This window comes from Peribacillus sp. B65 (assembly GCF_058513295.1).
The window spans coordinates 1,414,719-1,435,539 of record NZ_CP195840.1; the positions used below are offsets into that span (position 1 = coordinate 1,414,719).

The 20,821-nt window shown below is 41.3% G+C and carries 17 protein-coding genes; 12 read left to right on the forward strand and 5 right to left on the reverse strand.

Going from position 1 to position 20,821, the window contains the following annotated elements; translation table 11 throughout:
- Window positions 1-14 precede the first annotated feature (14 nt).
- Both cysI and ACSR9O_RS06905 read left to right on the forward strand, forming a co-directional pair.
- Complete coding sequence (cysI, locus tag ACSR9O_RS06900; RefSeq protein ID WP_101221957.1) at window positions 15-1,733, forward strand: assimilatory sulfite reductase (NADPH) hemoprotein subunit; 1,719 nt, start codon at window positions 15-17, stop codon at window positions 1,731-1,733.
- A 90-nt stretch (window positions 1,734-1,823) separates the two neighbouring features.
- The gene (locus ACSR9O_RS06905; protein ID WP_260357554.1) at window positions 1,824-1,991 is read left to right on the forward strand and encodes a hypothetical protein; all 168 of its coding nucleotides are present in this window, start codon (window positions 1,824-1,826) and stop codon (window positions 1,989-1,991) included.
- Window positions 1,992-2,234: 243 nt separating this feature from the next.
- Here the strand turns inward: ACSR9O_RS06905 and ACSR9O_RS06910 are convergent, their stop codons facing one another.
- The 4 genes from ACSR9O_RS06910 to ACSR9O_RS06925 form a co-directional block, all read right to left on the reverse strand.
- Complete coding sequence (locus tag ACSR9O_RS06910; protein WP_260357555.1) at window positions 2,235-2,786, reverse strand: RidA family protein; 552 nt, start codon at window positions 2,784-2,786, stop codon at window positions 2,235-2,237.
- Window positions 2,787-2,998: 212 nt separating this feature from the next.
- Window positions 2,999-4,084 (reverse strand): Ger(x)C family spore germination protein, encoded by a 1,086-nt coding sequence (locus ACSR9O_RS06915; RefSeq protein WP_260357556.1) that lies wholly within the window; start codon window positions 4,082-4,084, stop codon window positions 2,999-3,001.
- Window positions 4,081-5,172, reverse strand: a complete 1,092-nt coding sequence (locus ACSR9O_RS06920) for a GerAB/ArcD/ProY family transporter (RefSeq protein WP_260357557.1) — start codon at window positions 5,170-5,172, stop codon at window positions 4,081-4,083. The genes ACSR9O_RS06915 and ACSR9O_RS06920 overlap by 4 nt, the downstream gene beginning before the upstream one ends.
- Window positions 5,173-5,190: 18 nt before the next feature.
- Window positions 5,191-6,717 carry a spore germination protein gene (locus ACSR9O_RS06925; RefSeq protein WP_491724184.1) on the reverse strand — a complete coding sequence of 509 codons (1,527 nt, stop codon included), beginning with the start codon at window positions 6,715-6,717 and terminating at the stop codon, window positions 5,191-5,193.
- A 208-nt stretch (window positions 6,718-6,925) separates the two neighbouring features.
- Between ACSR9O_RS06925 and ACSR9O_RS06930 the strand changes: the two genes are divergently transcribed.
- Genes ACSR9O_RS06930 through ACSR9O_RS06940 form a run of 3 tightly spaced genes read left to right on the forward strand, consistent with a single transcriptional unit; the run spans window position 6,926 to window position 10,555 of the window.
- Window positions 6,926-8,380: a spore germination protein gene (locus ACSR9O_RS06930; RefSeq protein ID WP_491724185.1), complete on the forward strand. Its 1,455-nt coding sequence runs from the start codon at window positions 6,926-6,928 to the stop codon at window positions 8,378-8,380.
- Window positions 8,352-9,446 carry a GerAB/ArcD/ProY family transporter gene (locus ACSR9O_RS06935; protein WP_491724186.1) on the forward strand — a complete coding sequence of 365 codons (1,095 nt, stop codon included), beginning with the start codon at window positions 8,352-8,354 and terminating at the stop codon, window positions 9,444-9,446. The genes ACSR9O_RS06930 and ACSR9O_RS06935 overlap by 29 nt, the downstream gene beginning before the upstream one ends.
- The gene (locus tag ACSR9O_RS06940; RefSeq protein ID WP_491724187.1) at window positions 9,443-10,555 is read left to right on the forward strand and encodes a Ger(x)C family spore germination protein; all 1,113 of its coding nucleotides are present in this window, start codon (window positions 9,443-9,445) and stop codon (window positions 10,553-10,555) included. Before ACSR9O_RS06935 ends, ACSR9O_RS06940 begins: the two co-directional genes overlap by 4 nt.
- 92 nt (window positions 10,556-10,647) lie before the next feature.
- On the opposite strand, the gene ACSR9O_RS06945 is transcribed toward ACSR9O_RS06940, so the two are convergent.
- Window positions 10,648-12,096 (reverse strand): flavin monoamine oxidase family protein, encoded by a 1,449-nt coding sequence (locus tag ACSR9O_RS06945; RefSeq protein WP_491725452.1) that lies wholly within the window; start codon window positions 12,094-12,096, stop codon window positions 10,648-10,650.
- A gap of 364 nt (window positions 12,097-12,460) precedes the next feature.
- Here ACSR9O_RS06945 and ACSR9O_RS06950 point away from each other — a divergent pair, with 364 nt between their 5' ends.
- From ACSR9O_RS06950 to ACSR9O_RS06980, 7 genes are all read left to right on the forward strand, one after another.
- Window positions 12,461-13,822, forward strand: a complete 1,362-nt coding sequence (locus tag ACSR9O_RS06950; RefSeq protein WP_101221965.1) for a cytochrome ubiquinol oxidase subunit I — start codon at window positions 12,461-12,463, stop codon at window positions 13,820-13,822.
- A 16-nt stretch (window positions 13,823-13,838) separates the two neighbouring features.
- Window positions 13,839-14,885 carry a cytochrome d ubiquinol oxidase subunit II gene (locus ACSR9O_RS06955; RefSeq protein WP_491724188.1) on the forward strand — a complete coding sequence of 349 codons (1,047 nt, stop codon included), beginning with the start codon at window positions 13,839-13,841 and terminating at the stop codon, window positions 14,883-14,885.
- A 28-nt stretch (window positions 14,886-14,913) separates the two neighbouring features.
- Complete coding sequence (locus ACSR9O_RS06960; protein ID WP_491724189.1) at window positions 14,914-15,669, forward strand: YybI family spore inner coat protein; 756 nt, start codon at window positions 14,914-14,916, stop codon at window positions 15,667-15,669.
- 212 nt (window positions 15,670-15,881) lie between these two features.
- Window positions 15,882-16,493, forward strand: coding sequence for a TetR/AcrR family transcriptional regulator (locus tag ACSR9O_RS06965; RefSeq protein ID WP_137019767.1), 612 nt, complete (start codon window positions 15,882-15,884; stop codon window positions 16,491-16,493).
- A gap of 60 nt (window positions 16,494-16,553) precedes the next feature.
- A complete protein-coding gene (locus ACSR9O_RS06970) occupies window positions 16,554-17,696 on the forward strand; it encodes an acyl-CoA dehydrogenase (protein WP_491724190.1) in 1,143 nt (380 codons plus the stop codon).
- Window positions 17,697-17,820: 124 nt separating this feature from the next.
- Window positions 17,821-19,458 (forward strand): AMP-binding protein, encoded by a 1,638-nt coding sequence (locus ACSR9O_RS06975; RefSeq protein WP_101222250.1) that lies wholly within the window; start codon window positions 17,821-17,823, stop codon window positions 19,456-19,458.
- A 12-nt stretch (window positions 19,459-19,470) separates the two neighbouring features.
- Entirely contained in the window at window positions 19,471-20,820 is a 1,350-nt protein-coding gene (locus tag ACSR9O_RS06980; RefSeq protein ID WP_101221970.1) for an acetyl-CoA carboxylase biotin carboxylase subunit, read from the forward strand.
- Window position 20,821 lies beyond the last annotated feature (1 nt).

The window sequence follows — 20,821 nt, forward strand, 5'->3', positions numbered from 1 at the left end:
AAGGAGATAACAACATGGTGAAAACACTTTTAAAAGCACCAGAAGGCCCGCCCAGTGATGTTGAGCAAATTAAAGAAAAAAGCGATTATTTGCGAGGTACACTTGGAAAAGTGATGCAGGATCGGATCAGCGCCGGTATTCCGGATGATGACAACCGATTAATGAAACATCACGGCAGCTATTTACAGGATGACCGGGATCTGCGCAATGAGCGTCAAAAACAAAAGCTTGAGCCTGCCTATCAGTTTATGTTGCGTGTCCGTATGGCCGGCGGGGTAGCACAGCCTTCTCAATGGCTTGTTATGGATGACCTCGCTCAGAAATACGGAAACGGAACTTTGAAATTGACAACAAGACAGACGTTTCAAATGCATGGTATTTTAAAATGGAATATGAAAAAAACCATTCAGGAAATCCATGCTTCCATGCTGGATACAATCGCTGCATGCGGAGATGTAAACCGGAACGTAATGTGCAATTCGATTCCATTTCAATCCGAAATCCATTCTGAAGTATATGAATGGTCAAAAAAATTGAGTGATTATCTATTGCCGCGTACAAGGGCGTACCATGAAATCTGGCTGGATGAAGAAAAAGTGGTTGGTTCTCCTGAAGTGGAGGAAGTCGAACCAATGTACGGAAAGCTTTATTTGCCAAGGAAGTTTAAAATAGGCATTGCCGTACCACCATCCAATGATATTGATGTTTACTCCCAGGATCTTGGCTTCATAGCAATTGTTGAAAATGGAAAACTCGTTGGTTTTAATGTAGCGATCGGCGGAGGAATGGGAATGAGCCACGGTGACAAGGCGACATATCCTCAACTAGCCAAGGTAATCGGCTTTTGCCAGCCAGACAAAATACTGGATGTGGCTGAAAAAATCATAACGATTCAGCGAGATTACGGGAACCGATCCGTACGGAAAAATGCTCGGTTCAAGTATACGGTAGACCGGCTTGGGCTCCAAGCGGTAAAGGCTGAACTGGAAAATCGTTTAGGCTGGAAGCTGGAGGAAGAGAGAACATATCATTTTGATAATAATGGTGACCGCTATGGTTGGGTAAAAGGAATGCAAGGAAAATGGCATTTTACACTATTTGTCGAGGGTGGCCGAATTGCCGATATCAATGATTACAAGCTGATGACCGGTTTGCGCGAGATCGCAAAGATCCATACGGGTGATTTCCGTTTGACGGCCAATCAAAACCTTATTATTGCAGATGTGTCAAGCCAGAAAAAGAAAAAGATCATAGAATTGCTTGAAACATACGGTTTGACGGATGGTGCGCATCATTCGGCGCTCCGACGCAGCTCGATTGCATGCGTGGCGCTTCCAACATGCGGGTTGGCAATGGCCGAAGCAGAGCGTTATTTGCCGGTTCTGCTTGATAAAATCGAGACCATCGTTGATGAAAACGGCCTGAGGAACGAAGAAATCACAATTCGCATGACCGGTTGTCCGAATGGATGTGCCCGGCATGCACTTGGGGAAATTGGTTTTATCGGTAAGGCACCTGGCAAATATAATATGTATCTAGGTGCTGCATTCGATGGAAGCCGATTAAGTAAAATGTACCGTGAAAACATCGGTGAAGAAGAGATATTAAAAGAGCTGCGTGTACTTCTTTCCCGTTATGCAAAAGAACGTCAGCAAGGAGAGCATTTCGGCGACTTCGTCATCAATGCAGGCATTGTCAAAGAAGTGACGGATGGAACGAATTTTCATGATTGATTAAAACAAACGAGAGACAATAGAAGTTCGGAATGCTTTCACCCCGAATATAAAAGAAAACTTGATTTTCCAACATGATTTTTTGCTTAATTGTATGATGAAAACCTCTCTAGATTAAAGAAATATGCGACACTCCTGCCGAAAAACTGGCTAGCCGAGACCCCACAGACGCTTGCTTTGATGAGGCTTGGCAGACAGTCGGCGGAAAGGGAGCGAATTTCAGAAATCAGCTGGAACTTTTATAACAGGAAAATTTGAAGGTGAACTGGTTCTTCTCTCAGTTTGTAGACAAAAGGGGTTCTATCTGTATTTTTAAAAAAAGTTGATTGGAACGGAAGGTACGAGATTCCCGCGGAAAGCGAGTTGCCCTACGTTCCAAACAACGTTCAAATTGTACAGTCTGTGAGACAGGAATAGCTTCCTGTCTCTTTTGGTATTCGAAGGTTTTCCGAAGTGCCTGGAACCCCGATATGCTCAATCATGACCATACACATCTATCGCCTATTTATTTGACTTGCTGCTATTTTGATAGGCTACTTCTGCTTCAATCTCAATGAGGAAATCCGGCGAAACCAGACTTTGCACCCCTACAGTAGAACGGGCAGTTTTCACTGGATTTTCCTTTGTATTAAAGAACAGAGCGTAAGCATCGAACCAACCTTGATAGTCTGGTGCATTTCCCTTGTTTGGATCTGGCGCGACATAAACACGCAGATAGGTCACATCAGCGAGTGAAAGTCCCTTTGTTTTCAAATCTGCTTTTAATTTCTCTAAGATTCCGATTGCCTGCTTTTCTGTATTGCCATATCTCTCATAAGTGGTTTTTCCATCCTTGTTTAGAAGAGGAGCTACTGTTCCGCTAAATAATAACCGGTTATAACTTTGAGGCACGGCAACTGAACTGGAAATCGCAGAAGTTGGGGAGCCAAAGAAAATCACGTTATCCGCTTCCAATTCATCTTTTTCGTTACCTGCGGAAGCAAATGAGTATCCTGCGATTAAACATATACTTAATACTGAGAATGCGATGATCGATTTCATAGGTTTTTTCATTAAGTCAGCTCCTGTTATTTATGTAACAACGATAGGTAATTTGTCTCTTTGGAAGGGACTTTACCTTTTTTTTAATCCGGCTAACCACAATTCTTGCTGTTTCAAAAGCATCTGCCAGCCATGCAGTTAAATAACTGAGCTGTTCAGCAATTTAATATGAAAGTAGTTTTTCCAATCAGATGAAGATTTCTAAATGGCCTATCGACAATTCATCATTCTGAGACCCCGGTTTGGATGATGTTAACTTTGGTTTCTATATTAATGTCCATTGTCGGATAAATCTTTTTCCAATGTTCATAGGTCAATTTTTTATTTTTGGCGTGATATTTTTCCTTCAGCCCAATCGGATCAAGGGATTTTTCCTGAAAATCTTTCATAAGACGGTTTGCTTGCTTGGTTATATCAGCTTCCATTTCCTTTTCAATTTTTTTTATCATCTTTCTATTGGTAAGGTTTTCACTGCGCATGGATTCCTTGATTTGTCCTTTAATTTTGATCTTGATGGTGATCGAGGGCTTTCTCTCTGAGCTGGATACCTCATAACTTGAACCGCTTCGGATACTTTCCACTACGATATCGCTTTCTTGCTTGTCTTTTAATTTGAATTTGTATAATCCCCGCCTATGATGTTGAACTAATGTCTTGAAAATGAACATATCACCCGTGGGGACCTTCGTGACCATCTTATTTTCATGAAATAGGGCGACTCCAGAAACCGCAACTTCATTATTAATTAATTTAATTAAAGGAAGATACGAATCGCCGCCAGTTTCTAGAGCGTTTCCTAAAAAAAGATGGAGGTTAGTATCGGGTCCGTTCCCCGTTTCATTTTGTTGATTGATCAAATCCGATAAAAAGATTCCAATATTCACATTCGTATTTGGTGGTTTCGTATTTATGATATTCTTGACCTTTCCTTCAACGATGGCCAATATGACCCTGTTTCCAAGTTGTGGTTCACGATAGAGATAATCGGTCAGTTCTGTCATTCCGATTTCCCTAACCATTTTCTCACTGAATAATATGATGCGAGTCTGTCCAAGCAATACCGGCTTATCCGCTTTTTTGGAAACGACAGCCTGGACATCACTCGTTGTCGTCGATGTTCCAGTTAAGATTTGATATTTACCCATCTTGTCCTGTTGGAAGATAGGGATGACGAACATTCCTTCGACATGATCATTTTTCAGTATATCGTAGCCAATGGCCTGGGACATATTGACTTCGTCAACCACCCTTGGCTCGGCACAGCTGCAAAGGAGGGGCAAAGCCAATATAACAAGAAATAATTTTCTCATAAACGTTTCCTCATTTTCTTTATATAGATGACGACCAAAAGAAGAGGCAAGTATAAAGCAACAAAGAGTGCGCCGTATGGATTGATGATTTTACGCAATATATATAGGGAATCGACATCAAAAACAAAAATATTCGTAAGCAGGATAATGATCGACATTCCCCATAATGGATACTTTTGCTGAACATTGAATAAGCGTTTGAAACCTCGGCTTGCTGCCCACAAGGGGATGGTCATGTTGGGTATGATGACGAGGGCCCACCAAGATACATCTATATATTCAAATCGCTGGATAAAGGGCAACTCGACAATGCTGGTCAATGACAGTGTCGGCCATATAGTCAGTTCCAACTGTTTTTGTGAATAAAAAACAATTGAAACTAAATAAACGAATACTGTTATTAAGGTTGTTGTTAAGGCCCCTCCATGAGCATATTTTTGTGAGGTTTTAGCATCTTTGATGAACGGATAAAACATAACGATCATTTCAAAACCAAGCATTGTTAATGAAGTGCTTCTGGTTCCTTTCAATACACCCAATAGAGTGTGGTGGAAAACAGGGAGCAGATTGGTGAATTCAGAGTATTTCATGGCATAGAATAGGACAAATAAAAGCCAGTATGTCAAAATGGAGCTTAAAAAGGTAATACCCGTAATAGTTCGGAACCCTCCCGTATTTATATAATAAATCAGGATCAGAAAAACTAAAGCAAACGCCCAAGATGGTACCTCTTCAAACATCCATACATGTATGACATTTATATAGCTAATCATGACTGTCATCCCTAGGATCAAAAAGTAAAGAACGAATAATAGACTGAAGAAATTCCCTATCCATTTCCCGAATGCTTGATTATTTGCAGAAATGATATCCCCAGGAACGATACTGAAGATTTTATATATGACCCAAATCATTATATGGACGATCAGGCCGGCTAGCAGTATTGAAATCCAGCCATCCGTTCCCGTTGACTTCGCTAAAACTCTTTGAAAACTCAAAACTCCTACTCCTGTTTGCATGGAATGCACTAAAAAATACACATAGAACGGTGACACTTTATACTTTTCATTAACTCCAGCTTGGTTCATATAGGACCCTCGTTTAGATCATTCATTAAAATCATTTTTTTTGATTCTTGCTTTTTTGGGCTGTTGCTGTCTGGATATATCATCAGGACGTAAATTTACAGGCCGTGACTTGAAAAGATTAAAAGGAAGCCGAACAAAGCTGTCTTTCCAATCCTGCATGCGAAATGGGTATATCGGTTCGAGGTACGGGTGTCCCATTGACGTTAATTTGATAAGGTGGGTCATCAAAAACACGGCTGCTATGGTAATACCCAGCAGTCCCCAAATTTGGGCCCCGATTAAGAAAGGGAACCGCAGCAGCCGAATGGCATTACCCATTTTATAAATGGGAGTAACAAATGATGCCAATGCCGAGAGGGCAACGATGATCAATAAGATATTACTGGTCAAACCAGCAACAACGGCTGCTTGACCGATAACGATACCGCCGACGATACCTAATGTCTGACCAACCTTTGTTGGCAGCCTGGCAGCCGCTTCCCGTAATAACTCAATGGAAATCTCCAGGAATAGTGCTTCAATCAATGGCTGAAAAGGTATTAAGTTCCTGGAAGTGACGATCGTTTCCAAAAGATCTTTAGGAATGAGTTCATAATGATAGGTCAGCACGGCTACATAAATGGGGGTGGCAAATATCGAAAAAGCGACCGCGAATATCCTTAATAACCGGAATGCAGATGCGGGAATCCACGGCATATTATAATCTTCCATCGTGATAAAGTATTCCAACAAAATGGTTGGAGTAATAAGGGCAGAGGATGACCTATCGATTAACAGGGCTACTTTACCTTCAGCCAATGCACTTGCGATGCGATCAGGCCTTTCCGTATTTAGAAAAAGGGGAAACAAGGTATTTGAATTATCATATAGCATTTGCGCGAGATAGGACCCGTCCAATATTTCATCAAACTCTACGTCGTTGATCCTTTGGATAACATTATCAACATTTTCCTGATCAACGATCCCTTCTATCGATAAAACTGCCACTTTCGTTTTAGACAATGATCCCACAGTCATTTCACTTACTTGCAATCCAGGGATAGGAAGCCTTTTTCTGACTAAATTCAGATTGATATCAAGATCCTCGACAAATGCTTCTTGAGCACTTATGATTCCAAATTCAAGTTCAGGTTTCTCAACTTGTCTTCCTTGTTGGGCCGCAACATTGATTAATAGGCATTCATCAAGATTTCCATCTAAACGAAGTGCAATTTCGCCTCTCATGATCCTGTCTTCAATTACAACCCTGGTACTGGTGATCAGTGTATTTTCAATAGGGACGTTTTCTTTTATTTGCTCCAAATTTATCGTTTCCAGAGTCGGTATGACAGAAAGAACACTTTCGTGAAGTGCCTGTGCATCTATTAAAGAGCGATAAAAAGAGACCCAATAGCCTATGCCATTATATATTCCTTGATGGTTTATGAAATCATTGGATGAAGATAGGGTATTGAATAGGTCCCTTACTTCCGAAACTTTATTTAATTCTTCATTTTTTCCGTTTGGTTGATTTGGCTTTTTTTTGAACGTTCTGCGGTTAAACAATGTTGTCACCTCTGCACTAAAGCTTATAATCCTAGCATTTGCAATTTAATTACAAATTAACCATTTTGGATGCTAATGTCGCTCGCTATAGAAAGGGATATCATTAATAAAATGGTGTAAAAGCTGCCTCCATATCCTGTTCGCATAAAAAAAATGAAAATAGAGGAAACTGATACAATAAAACCCCATTTAACCAAAGGAGTTCTCCATGAAAAGTAAACCCTTGCATATAAAATTGGATCAAAAACAGGAAAAATTGAAATCTGAATTGAATATGCAGGCTGATGTCGTTTTTAAAGAGGTATTCATTCCCGGTTATGAAATTTCAGGATTATTCGTATTTTTAAATGGAACGATGGATTACCCTGCATTCAATGATATAGTCTTGGATTTATCAGCTGCGCAAGTCGAAACATCGCACCCGGTTTCAATCGAGCAGCTCGTCATTTCCAAAATCTGTTCAGTCAGGGAACAGGATGTTGAAACATATGAAAAAGGCATAGAGTATATTTTTGATGGGAAAACGCTTTTATTTATAGATGGAATTGTAAATGGTTATGTCTTGAATCTGGAAAAGGAAAAAGTTCGTACACTGGGTGAACCTTCAACAGAGAGGGTTGTCAGGGGACCGAAGCTTGGGTTTATCGAAAGTCTTCAAGAAAATATCGGCTTGATTAGACAATATTCGAACCATCCCAAGCTTATCGTCCAACAACAGAAGTTCGGGACGATGGAAAAACGGGAAGTTGCATTGATCTATTATGAAGGAAAAGCTAGCGATGCTTTGCTAAAAGAAGTGAATAAACGGATAAATGAAGTGAAAGCTACTGATCTCCAAGACTCGGGGATGCTCGAGGAATTAATTGAAGATACAGCGTTAACCCCTTTTCCGCAAATCCAAAATACGGAGCGTCCGGATAAAGTATTGGCTGCACTGCAGGAGGGAAGGGTGGTCATCATGGTTGACGGTTCGCCATTTGCGCTGATGGCACCAACGACGATGACGATGTTGCTGCAGTCACCAGATGATTATTATGAAAGGTGGGTAGCGGGTTCTTTTCTACGTATACTTCGCTATTTATCATTATTTGTTACCGTATTTCTTTCAGGGATTTATATCTCCTTAGTTTCGTTCAACCCTGGATTGCTTCCGTCAGAACTGGCGATGACGATCGCGGGTACAAGGGAGAACGTTCCCTTTCCGCCGTTTGTTGAAGCTATCATCATGGAATTGACGATTGAACTGCTTCGCGAAGCAGGTATTCGGCTCCCATCGCCCATTGGTCAAACGGTTGGATTGGTTGGCGGGGTCATTATTGGACAAGCGGCAGTTCAAGCCAATATTGTAAGTTCCCTGATGGTCATAATCGTTTCGATCACGACGATTACCTCTTTTACGGTCCCGCAATATAGCTTTGGACTGGCGTTCAGGGCATTAAGGTTCGGGGCGATGATTTTTGCCGCCGTTTTAGGTTTATACGGCACCACATTATTCTTTATCATCGTTATCAGCCATTTGTCAAAATTGACGAGCTTCCAAGAACCTTATTTTCAACCAATGGATTTTATCGGTAAAAAGACCTGGAGGGATGCGTTCCTGAGGTTACCGAAGCGGAAAAAAGGGGGGGATTCTTTTGAGCCAGTCCGACGGCAAAATTCTTAGTGGCGAATTGGCTGCGATCATTTCTTGCAGTATGTTAGGAATTGGAATGCTGACCCTTCCAAGAACGTTAACGGAAAAAATCCATTCGACCGATGGATGGATCGTCTTGATTTTAAATGGGATCGCTATTGCCCTTTTGTTATGCTTATTGGTTATTCTGTTAAAAAAACATAAGGTCGCTAACTATTACACGTACATGGAGGAGGCATATGGAAAGTGGCTCTCTAAACTTATTGGGTTGGTAGTGGTGGTGTACTTTATAGGCGTGGCCAGCTTTGAAGTTCTTGCGATGAGTGAAATGGTGCGGTTTTATTTGTTGGAGGAAACACCAGTTGAAATCGTGATACTTTCCATGATTTTAGCGAGTGTGCATCTTTTGACCGGCAAAATAAAAGCCATAGCAAAGGCTTGTGTCTTCTTTCTTCCTTTGACAATCGTCATCGTCTTGCTCATTTATTTGTTCAGTCTCAGGATAGTAGAATTAAAAAACCTCCAGCCTGTTCTTGCGAAAGGATTTCTACCTGTCATGAAAGGAATGGGCTCCGGAACTTTGTCTTTTTTTGGAATTGAACTTTTCATCTTTTTGTTTGGCGTCGTTAAAAATCAAAACAAGATAAAAAGTGGCGTTTTAATCGGTTTTTTCATACCGCTGATTTTATATGTGATTACATATGTATTGGTAGTGGCTACACTGACTGTCCCGGAAGTCAAAGCGGTTACTTTGCCAACCATTTCTTTTATTCAGTCCTTTGAAGTAAAAGGGATATTTTTAGAGCGTATGGAACTATTTCTCTTAATCACTTGGATTCTTCAGTTTTTTTTAACACATGCAATTTACTTTTACTTTGCAGCAGAAGGAATGACGAAAATATTTAGCAATTCATATACAACGAACCTTATTGTTTTGGTTCCCGTCGTTTTTCTTCTGGCCAAAATCCCTAAAGATATAACTGGAATTTTAAAAATGAGCGATTTGCTAGGATATCTATTTCCGGTTATATTGATTGGCTTACCAATTATTACATTCGTAATCGTTCAATTGAAAAGGAGTAGAAGAAGCGGATGAAAAGATTATGGTTGATCTTGCTTATTCCTTTGCTTACAGGCTGTTGGGACAGTAAAAATATTGAAGAGTTATCCCTTGTAGTTGGAGTGGGGATCGATAAAAGCAAAAAGAAGGACGAAATCATGTTAACACAGCAAATTCTGGTGCCTCCAGGAAATAGTGTTCAGGAGAATCAGGCCCAACTAAAATATAAAAATGTTACCGTCAGTGCCAAAACACTTCATGAAGCAATTAGGGATTCTTTACTCATAACCAATACGGTATTAACCAATCATCAGCGTATCATCCTTATTAATGAAGATGTATTAAGGAAAATCCCGATGGAAGCGATCATTAATCAGTCAATACGCGATAATAATACAAGGAGAAGCTGTCATGTTTATTTAACAAAGAGACCGACGAAAGAAATTTTGGGACGATCCGAAGATGGGGAAATCCCTTCGAATGTAATCTATGAATTGAAAGATAATGAGAACAGAACGAATAAGATACTTCCGCCTTTAACACTGGGCAAAGCATCCTCAAATTTGCAGTCAGATGGAAGCTTTGCCATTCAGGCCGTTGATATTAGGGGTGGGAAATTAATTTTGGAGGGTGCAGGGGTGATCAACAATTCAAAGTTGGTCGGGGTCATGAATGATGAAGATATAGCTGCATTAAATTGGTTGAACGGAGAAGTAAAGGGCGGAATAATCGAAGCGGTCCAACACGGTAAGCCTTTAAGTGTCGAAGTGATCAATAGGACAAGGAGGAAAATCACGACGGAATTGAACGGTGATCATTTGACGATCAATATTGAGGTCGGGTACACAGCAAGACTTTCGGAAGATTGGTATGGTAAGGAGAATTCTTTTGAAAAAGCCTATTTAAAAGAGGTTGAGCGTATTGCCGAGGATGAAGTGAAAAAGGATGTAAGGAAAATCGTATATAAATTACAGCATGATTATAAAACAGGGGTAGCAGGATTGTATCGTTATGTGCAAAATCAGCATCCAAAGTTTTGGGAGAAAAATAAGCAGAAATGGGACGAAGTTTTCAGTAAAGCCGATATTAATTATGAAGTGGACATAAGCATCGTAGACTTTGGTTCAAAAGGAGGGATAAAGTGAATGATTATAAGAAGAAAAACCTTCCAAATGGAAGGTTCTTCTGTCAATGCACTTAAGTTATCGTTTATTTAATGGCCAAAGAAAAGGAACAGTCAAGGCAGACCGAACGTTCTTGGCAAATTCGTCACTTCATGTGCAACCCTGATGCCGGATTGAATGGCTCCTTCAATCCAAGCAGGTACGGTTGATGTATGCTCTCCAGCGAAGTGGACCCTTCCTTCAGGAGTTGGGATGTATGGAAACAAGTCCGTCTCCTGACCAGGTTTAAACATGGAGAAAGCGCCGTAGGAATACTGATTCAGTGTCCAGCTATAAGAAGCTCCTGATAAAAAATGATCATATACTTGTTTTCCATGGATCACTGCCAAATTTTTTAATGCATGTTGTATACGATCATTTTCTGGAAGGATATCCCATAAAATGGCGTCATCTTCCCATGTATAACTTGCTAAGATGAGACCGGATTCACTCTGGTTACTAGTTTGGCTGGGGTAATAAGAAAATCTAATTGGTAAATCGGTCGTCAATTTACCGCCGAAGATTCCTTCCTTTTCCCAAAACCTATGCGTGAACTGGAGTCCAATTTTTGTGGAAGCGGCATAATGGAGTTCCCTTATTGCCTTCCACTTATTATGGGAAAAGGAATTCCGGGGTTCAATATCTATAAATTGCAGCAATTGAAGAGGGATCGTCACGATGGCAAGGTCACCAGTAACCGTTAAGGGGTTTTGGCTTTGAGTATGTTTGGAATGGATGGTGACTTGATTATCATGTTGGATGATCTTTGTCACTTCATATCTGAAGTTTAAATTATCCTTCAATTCCGGTAGAAAGGCATATGGAAGCCGGTCGTTTCCTCCGTCGATTGCATAAAATTCTATGTCTGGATTAAAGAGCGGCATTAGCTCCCGAAGTATGGCAGGAAAAGAAAGTTCCGGGAATCCCTCTAAACCCATCAGGACTTTGATGCTTTCAATCGCCCCTGTTGAAAGACTGATTCCGACTGGATTGTACTGCAAAAAGAAGCTCATGGAATACTTATCAAACTCTTTAATGACTATTTCCCAATTTCTGCGTGGGTTTTGAATGATGAAGTCAGTCACAGGCTTAATTGCCATGTTGAGTAATTCTTCAGCTGTTTTACCTCTTTCATGGGGAGCTACTGGGTACCTAAGTATATCCGGGTTCCGTTGATATATGGCAGCGGTCGTCTTGATTCCATTGGCATAAATGGGGTCATTAGGAGTCGCATTCACAAAAGTGTTGACACGTAAACCATACTTCTTGATGTATTCAGCAACTAAGTAATGATAATTCGGAATGCGCATGGCACCGGCTTCAAGGTAGGAACCTTCTGAAAATGGCTCCCGTATGGTCAAAACACGCCCTCCGACCCTCCCGGTTGCTTCCAATATTGTTACTTCGTGCCCCGCTTTTTTTAAAAGCGATGCTGCAACCAACCCAGACATGCCGGCACCAATGATAATGATTTTTTTGGGGATTGGGGAAGGCCCCAGGCCATTTCTGATCACAGCAAGCATTTGATCGGGTGATAGCGGATCTTTGAAAAAGGACAAAGTGTTTTTCTCCTCTCTTGTTACACTTTCTATATGGGATTTACGCTATCTTATTCCTATAGGGTCACCTTTTATGAAGAATCTTCAATAATTTGTCATCTAAATGCTTAGTGAAATTTTATTAGCGCATTGCTGAAATCCACCACGTAATATATCTACCAAAAATAACCTCGATAGAATATATTCTAAACATTCAACCAAAAACATCATTAAGGAAAAAGCTGACCTTCTGTAAAACCTATGAAAACTTAGTTTGTGGAATATTATTAAATATTTTCCTTTCTAGAGGAGATACTACCAAGAGACAAAGGTTAGAAAGGAAGACAGTATGGATCATATACAAATGGCCCGTGCGATGTTCGGGACGAATATGGCTGTACATATCATATTTGCAACGATCGGCGTCGGGTTGCCGATGATGATGTTGGCAGCGGAATTGATGTATCAAAGGACAAAGGATTTACAGTATGTCGTCATGGCTAAACGCTGGACGAAAACATTAGGGGTTCTACTTGGGGTCGGCATTCCGACTGGTACGATTGCTGGTGTACAGCTGTCACTATTATGGCCTGGGTTCATGGAAGTGATTGGACGTGTCATGGCGCTTCCATTCCAGATCGAGATTTATGCATTCATGGTTGAAGCGCTGTTCATGTCAATCTACGTGTATGCTGCTGAAAAAATCAAGCCATGGGCCCGAATCGTGAGTTTATTCTTTGTTGCATTCGGAGCATTGGCTTCGGCTGTATTGATTTCGAATGTCCATGCTTTTGAGGGGACACCGGCTGGGTTCCGGTTTGAAAATGGGGAGATCGTCGATGTCGATCCTTGGGCGGCATTTTTCAACCCAAGTTTCTTGGTGACGGCGGGACATACAGCCCTGACTGCTTATACTACAGGGGCTTTTGTCGTAGCATCCGTTGCAGCCTATAAGATGCTGAAAAATAAATATGGCACTGCTGAATTTAACTTTCACCAAAAAGCACTGAGACTCAGTATTGTATTGGGTTTGGTTTTTTCTTTTTTGACTGCATTGAACGGTCATGCGACTACACAGCATTTATATAGGGAACAGCCGGAAAAACTGGCGGCGGCAGAAGGGTTGTTTGAAACACAGGACCATGCCGGACTTACCTTGTTTGGTTATACCGATAGGGAAGCACAGGAAGTGAAGTATGGGATTGAATTCCCATGGTTATTAAGCTTTCTATCTGGCAATAGCTTTGATACGGTCGTGACCGGTTTAAACGATTTTCCGGAAGAGTATTGGCCCCCGCTTTATGTCCATATCTTGTTCAACGCCATGGTCATCATTGGTTCAGGCTTAATCGCGTTGGCACTGTTTGGATTGGTATGGAATAAATGGCTGAAAAAGGAGACATATCCGAAATGGATTCTTTGGCTGTTTGTTGCGTCAGGGCCGCTTTCTGTGATTTCAATTGAATGCGGTTGGATTTTTGCCTGTACAGGCAGACAGCCATGGACGATATACAGGATGCTGACCACGGAGGATTCAGTCACTTCGTACGAAAACCTTGGATTTTTATTCACGATGTTCATTATTGTATATATCATTTTATGCGTTTCTGTCGTGTTTACACTTTTGTATTATTTCAAACGTCATTCCGTGATGGATGATATATATAAGGCTGAACAGAAAGATGTAAGGCTTTTCGATTCGAATTCATAAAAGGGGGGGAAGGCGAATGAGTGATGCTCTTCTTGCAATAACACTGGTCTGGGGCTTTATTTTTCTTTATGCCATCATGGCCTCTATGGATTTCGGCGCTGGCTTCTGGGCAATGACTTACATTAAAAAGGAAGAAACGAATGCTACCAAGATCGCAAATAGCTATTTATCACCAACTTGGGAAGTGACTAATACTTTTGTCGTTGGTCTTGTCATTGCGATTTACAGTTTATTTCCAGGTGCGGTTTTCCCGATAGGGATAGCCTTGATCGTTCCTGCAAGCCTGATACTTGTCCTGCTATGTATTAGGAGTGCTTTCTTGGTTTTCTCGCATAGCGTAGACAAATATGAAAAAGCGTTAACGTATATTTCAGGATTGACGGGATTGATCATACCCGGGCTATTAATAAGCGTTTTGCCAATCACCCACCTTGGATTTGTTGAAGGTGTAAGAGGAAATGAAGAATTGAATCTATCTAAATTATTCACGAGTCCAAATGAGTATGCATTTGTGGGGTTCGGAATTATGAGCACGCTTTTTTTATCATCTTTGCTCCTGTCCGATTACTCAAAACAGGCCGATGAAATGAAAGCATACAAAATATATCGCAGAGATGCGATGATAACGGGCCCGCTTATGTTGGTCATGGCTTTGTTGGTTATGCTCACGTTAAGAAACGAAGCGAATTGGATTTACCAAGGAATGATGAAAAACTCTGGATTGTTATTCGTCTCGCTCATTTTTTTCGTCATTAGCGGGATAGCACTGTACTTACCCTATTTTTCTAAGCAGGAGGTTAAAGGGATGCCTCGCCTCGCTGTAATAGCGATCATCATACAGTATTTAATCGGAAGCTATGTTTATGGTATCGCACATTTACCTTATATCATATATCCAAATGTCACGATTCTTTCAGGATTTACCGATCCAACCTCATTCCGGGCCGTGTTTGCCACTTATATCGTGGGCTTTGCGATATTAGTGCCAGGGTTCTATTATTTCTGGTCCATCTTCATGAAAGATCAGCGTCGAAAGTTCAAACGGCGACAAATGTCAAATTAGTTCATCTTTGAAAAGCGAGGTTATCACTATGAAAAAGTTAGATCTGCTAAAATATGCGGTTTTAGTCATCTCACTATTTTTGAGCTATCAAGCGGTTGAAGCCCATGATAAAAATTTTCAGGTAGATGGCACATATATTTCAACAAAAAGAGATGTAACAGGTGACCAGAAAATAGACATCATCCGGGTTCAGGGACTGCCATTTGAGGAAGGAAGCAAGTTTCTGAAGAAAATTGAGTTAAGTGTGGAAAGCAATCGCCGTACAATCAGCGTCCCGCTGGAAGCGGGGTATACTCCAGACCTAAAGGTGGCGGACTTGAATAATGATGGAGTCCAGGATGTATTGGTCACGGTTTTGATGGAAGGCAGAGAGCGGTTGATATCCAGTTACGCCTATACGTTCAAGGATGGAAAAGTGAAGGAACTGGAAGTCCCTCCATCCGTTCCCGTAATAGCACAATTTCTTGACGGATACAAAGCGGAAATCATTATCGAAGGTCAAAAGCCTGTGGTGATAGATGTCAGTTCCAGAAAACAAGCGTACGATGAATTAGGCATTTATCAAAATGGAAAACTAAATGAACCGACTGAGCTTTTGGTTGATCCATACTCCTCATTGGATCCCAAGACCGTTTTTGGAAAAGGAAAAGCACTTATGGGAGTCCAAAACGTAAAAGGTTCCGATGAACTTGTTCCGATTTTGAAGATTAAATCAGTATGGAAGTATGACAATGGATGGCAGCTTGTAAAAGCACAGGTTAAACCGGTCAAGGGTAGTGAATGACAATATGATATAGCATGCATTACTAAATAAAGTAGGTTGACAGCTCTTGGTTTTGAGGGCTGTTTTTTTATTGATAATTAAAAATTGACAATTTTTAAATATTTGGTAAAATCTAAATAAATCCAGTTAACTACATAACCACATCTTCTTTATGTTGTTAAATGTAAGCGGATACAAGAAGGAGGTGCAGTCTTACGGAGTTAAAAGAAAAAATAATTGAAACATCGTTGACGCTCTTCGATCAGCATGGTTTTCATGGTGTCTCCGTTAACGAAATCGTTAAGGCTTGCGGAACTAGCAAGGGAGGTTTTTATCACCATTTCTCTTCCAAAGATGAACTTTTATTTGTCATCCATGATTACTTTATTTCATATGTTTTAACAAAAGCACAGGAAGCCATCTCAGAAAGTACCCATCCAACAGAAAAAATGCAAAAGATCATTCAATCATTTGTTAAAGTTTTTGACCTCTATAAACCACACATCTCAGTTTTCTATCAAGAAAGCATTTACTTAAAACCGCCCTATGTTGAAGCAATCAAAAAAAAGCGCCAAATGTATAAAGAAATCATTTTTTCCGTTATCAAAGAAGGTATTGACAAGGGAGTATTCCGCAGCGAATTGCCAGTGGAAATTACCGGAATGTCAATTCTGGGCATGGTGAACTGGTCCTACAAATGGTACAAAAGGGACGGTGGAAAAACGATAGATGAAATCGGTGATATTTACGTAGATTTAATTCTGAATGCCCTATTGATAGATAAACAAAAAGAAGCGGAAATCACCCAGCCATTTTTACTGAAGAACCAAGTTGTTATGGATTAAACTATAAACTTGATTTGTACAGACCAACTAGTCGGTCTCAATAGAAAGGGGAATGAATATATGGATTTTTCACTTACAAAAGAACAGCAGATGATTAAGGAAATGGTTAGGGAATTTGCCGAAAAGGAAATTAAACCCATTGCTATAGAGTTGGATGCAAAGTCCATGTTTGCGGAGGATGTATTCAAAAAAATGGGGAAACTCGGGTTGCTTGGAATTCCGTTTCCTGAAGAATATGGCGGTTCGGGCGGAGATACGGTTTCGTATGCCATTGCAGTTGAAGAGGTTGGAAAGGCATGCGGGGGAACCGGCTTAAGTTATGCAGCAGCCGTTTCGCTCGGGGCAAGTCCAATTTACTATTTTGGAACCGAAGAACAGAAGCAAAAATATCTGGTTCCAATCACGACCGGTGAAACCCTGGCAGCTTTCGGGTTAACAGAGCCTAATGCTGGTTCCGATGCTGGCGGTACGAGAACTACTGCCGTGTTGGAGGGTGATGAATATGTGATTAATGGCGAGAAAACATGGATAACAAATGCCAGCTATTCAAGAACGGTTACCGTCACGGCTGTATCGGGCAAAGATTCCAAGGGCAAAAATATCATCTCGGCATTCATCGTGCCAACCGATACCAAAGGGCTGACGATCAATAGCAATTATGAAAAAATGGGAGTTCGAGCTTCCAATACTTGTGAAATCATTCTGGATAATGTCCGGGTGCCAAAGGAAAATTTACTGGGAGATCCAGACAAAGGGTTCAAACAATTCTTATTCACGCTTGATGGAGGAAGGATTTCCATTGCTGCTTTGGCCGTCGGTATCGCCCAGGCTGCCTTTGATAGAGCTTTAGCTTTTTCAAAAGAGCGCGTTCAATTCGGTAAAACCATATCCAATTTCCAGGCCATTCAATTCAAGCTTGCAGACATGGCGATGGAAATTGAATTGGCGAGGAATATGGTATATAAGGCTGCATGGTTAAAAGACAATAAAAAACCTTTTGCAAAGGAAGCGGCATATGCCAAGCTTTTTGCAAGTGAGACCGCGTTCCGGTCCAGCAATCAAGCTATTCAAATACACGGCGGCTCTGGTTACATGCGTGAATATGAGGTGGAGCGCTATTTAAGAGATGCTAAGTTATTGGAGATTGGTGAAGGTACATCCGAAATTCAAAGACTCGTTATCGCCAGGCAATTAGGCTGTTAATCTTTACGGAACGTAAAATGAACAATGATGCTTTGGTTCATTTTGGTGAAAAGCAGATGTTATCTATACAGCAAAAAGCGTTCATTCTTACTTTTATTTGATTAGGAGGAGTTTGATGTCTGATTTGCTAGATGTTACTATCGGGAAACTGCTTGAAAGGACAGCTGAACAATATGGTGATAATGAAGCGGTTGTTTACCATGAGCTAGGCATGCGCCATTCCTATCGCGAATTTGAAAAGATTTGCCGAAAGGCTGCCAGGGCGTTCATGTCACTAGATATAAAAAAGGGCGAACATATCGCCATTTGGGCATCCAATAAACCGGAATGGCTTATATCCCAATTTTCGACCGCGAAAATGGGCGGAGTGCTGGTAACGGTCAATACTAATTACCGTACAAGTGAACTGGAATACCTGCTCAAGCAATCCGATTCGACGACGATCATCCTGATGGAACAATATAAGGATCATTCATATATAGATACGCTGTACGAAATCGTTCCTGAATTGAAAAATGCAGAACCAGGAAAATTACAATCTGAGAAACTGCCAAAATTGAAAAATATCATCGTTTTAGGTGAAAAGCGTTATCCCGGAACGTTTTCGTGGGATGAAGTCATTAGCAGGAGCGAATCCGTTTCGGAGGAATCGCTGGACATGAGGATGGAGGAATTGGCTCCCGGTGATGTGATTAATATGCAATATACATCAGGGACGACAGGATTTCCAAAAGGAGTGATGCTGACTCATTCCAACTTGGTCAATAACGGATTGAATGTCGCGGAATGCATGAAGCTTACCGAAGCTGACCGGCTTTGCATCCCGGTTCCGTTTTTTCATTGTTTCGGCTGTTCCCTTGGCACGATGGCCTCTGTTTCAGTAGGGGCAACAATGGTGCCAATCGTGGAATTTAACCCACGCGTTGTCCTTCAGACGGTTGAAGCTGAAAAATGTACGGGGCTTCATGGTGTTCCGACGATGTTCATTGCTGAACTTAATCTCGATGACTTTGACCAGTATGATTTAAGTTCGTTACGGACTGGTATCATGGCAGGATCCACATGTCCGATCGAAGTCATGAAAAGCGTGGTGAATAAGATGGGCATCTCGGAAATTACGATTACTTATGGTCAAACGGAATCTTCTCCAGGAATTACGATGACAAGAACGGACGATCCGATCGAACTTCGTGTTTCTTCAGTGGGAAGGGCTTTGCCGAAAGTGGAAGTGAAAATTGTCGATCCAGCTACCGGGGAAGAAGTCCAGCGGGGCAAACAGGGTGAACTCTGTTCCAGGGGTTACCATGTAATGAAGGGATATTATAATAACCCGGAAGCCACTGAGCAGGCGATTGACCGGGAAGGCTGGCTTCATACGGGAGATTTGGCGGTGATGGATGAAAGGGGTTATTGCAAGATTACAGGCCGGCTGAAAGATATGATCATTCGCGGAGGGGAAAATATTTACCCCCGTGAGATTGAAGAATTCCTCTATCAACATCCTGCAATTGTCGATGTCCAGGTACTCGGCGTTCCGGATCAGAAGTACGGGGAAGAGGTAGCGGCATGGATCATTTTGAAAGCAGGAGAAACTCTTACGGAGAAAGAATTGATAGAGTATTGCAAAGGGAAAATATCTTTTCATAAAATTCCCCGTTACATTCAATTTACCGATGCTTATCCAATGACTGCATCCGGAAAAATCCAAAAGTATAAGCTTCGGCAACAAACTCTTGACCTACTAACGGAACGCACTAAATAAGGAGGATATCGAATGATTCGAAAAATTCTTATCGCAAACAGGGGAGAAATAGCATCACGCATTATTCGTACATGCAAAAAGCTGGGAATACTTACTGTCGCTGTCCATTCGGAAGCAGATTCGGATTCGCCTTTTGTGGGATTGGCGGATGAGGCATATTTATTGGGTGGCCCTAGAGTACAGGAAAGCTATTTAAACGTAAATAAGATTTTGGAAATAGCTAAGGAAACCGGAGCGGAGGCCATTCATCCTGGATATGGTTTTCTTAGTGAAAATGCAGATTTCGCACGTTCATGCGAAGAAGCCGGCTTGATATTCATTGGTCCCAAACCAGAGATCATCCAGCAAATGGGCAATAAAGTCGAGGCGAGGAAAAAGATGGAGCAAGCGGGACTTCCATTGGTGCCTGGATTTTCACGTCCGTTAATTGATAGTGCAGAAGCGGCAGCCGTTGCCGAAAAGATTGGCTATCCAGTCATGTTAAAAGCAGCAGCAGGCGGCGGGGGAATCGGCATGCAGGCGGTTGCTAATGAAGATGAACTTACCAAAGCCTTCGAAGGGAATCAAAAACGTGCCCAATTGTTTTTTGGCAATGGAGATATGTTCATAGAAAAATTGATTGAGAAGCCTCGTCATATCGAAATTCAGGTATTGGCGGATTCCTTTGGGAATGCTGTTTACTTATGGGAAAGGGAATGCTCCGTTCAAAGGCGCCACCAGAAGGTCGTGGAAGAGGCTCCATCTTCTTTCCTTGACGAAGAAACAAGAAACAGGATGGGAATGGCTGCAGTGAAAGCAGTAAAATCCATCGGTTATAGCAATGCGGGCACCCTCGAATTTTTAGTTGATGCAGATAAAAACTTTTATTTCCTGGAAATGAATACACGCCTTCAGGTAGAGCATCCTGTCACCGAAGAAATTACGGGACTGGATTTGGTTGAACAGCAAATTAAAGTTGCCTCTGGCGACAAATTGGAATTCACGCAAAGTGAGATTAAACAGGATGGACACTCCATTGAAGTGCGCATATATGCTGAAGATCCGAAAACCTTTTATCCAGCACCGGGGAAAATCACAAGCATGGAACTTCCGGAAGGGGAAGGGATCCGTCATGAATTGGCTGTTCATGGAACTTCGGTCGTATCCCACTTTTATGATCCGATGATCGCCAAATTGGTGGTGAGCGGTGATTCAAGGGATAAAGCGATCGAGAGATTAAGAGAAGCGCTCGCAAGCTATAAAATTGAAGGAATTAAAACAAACCTTCCTTTGCTGATGGAAATCATTTCTCATGAAGCTTTTTCCCAAGGAGATACGACTACGGATTTCATTGCAAAATATATAAAAAAACTGACTGTATAAA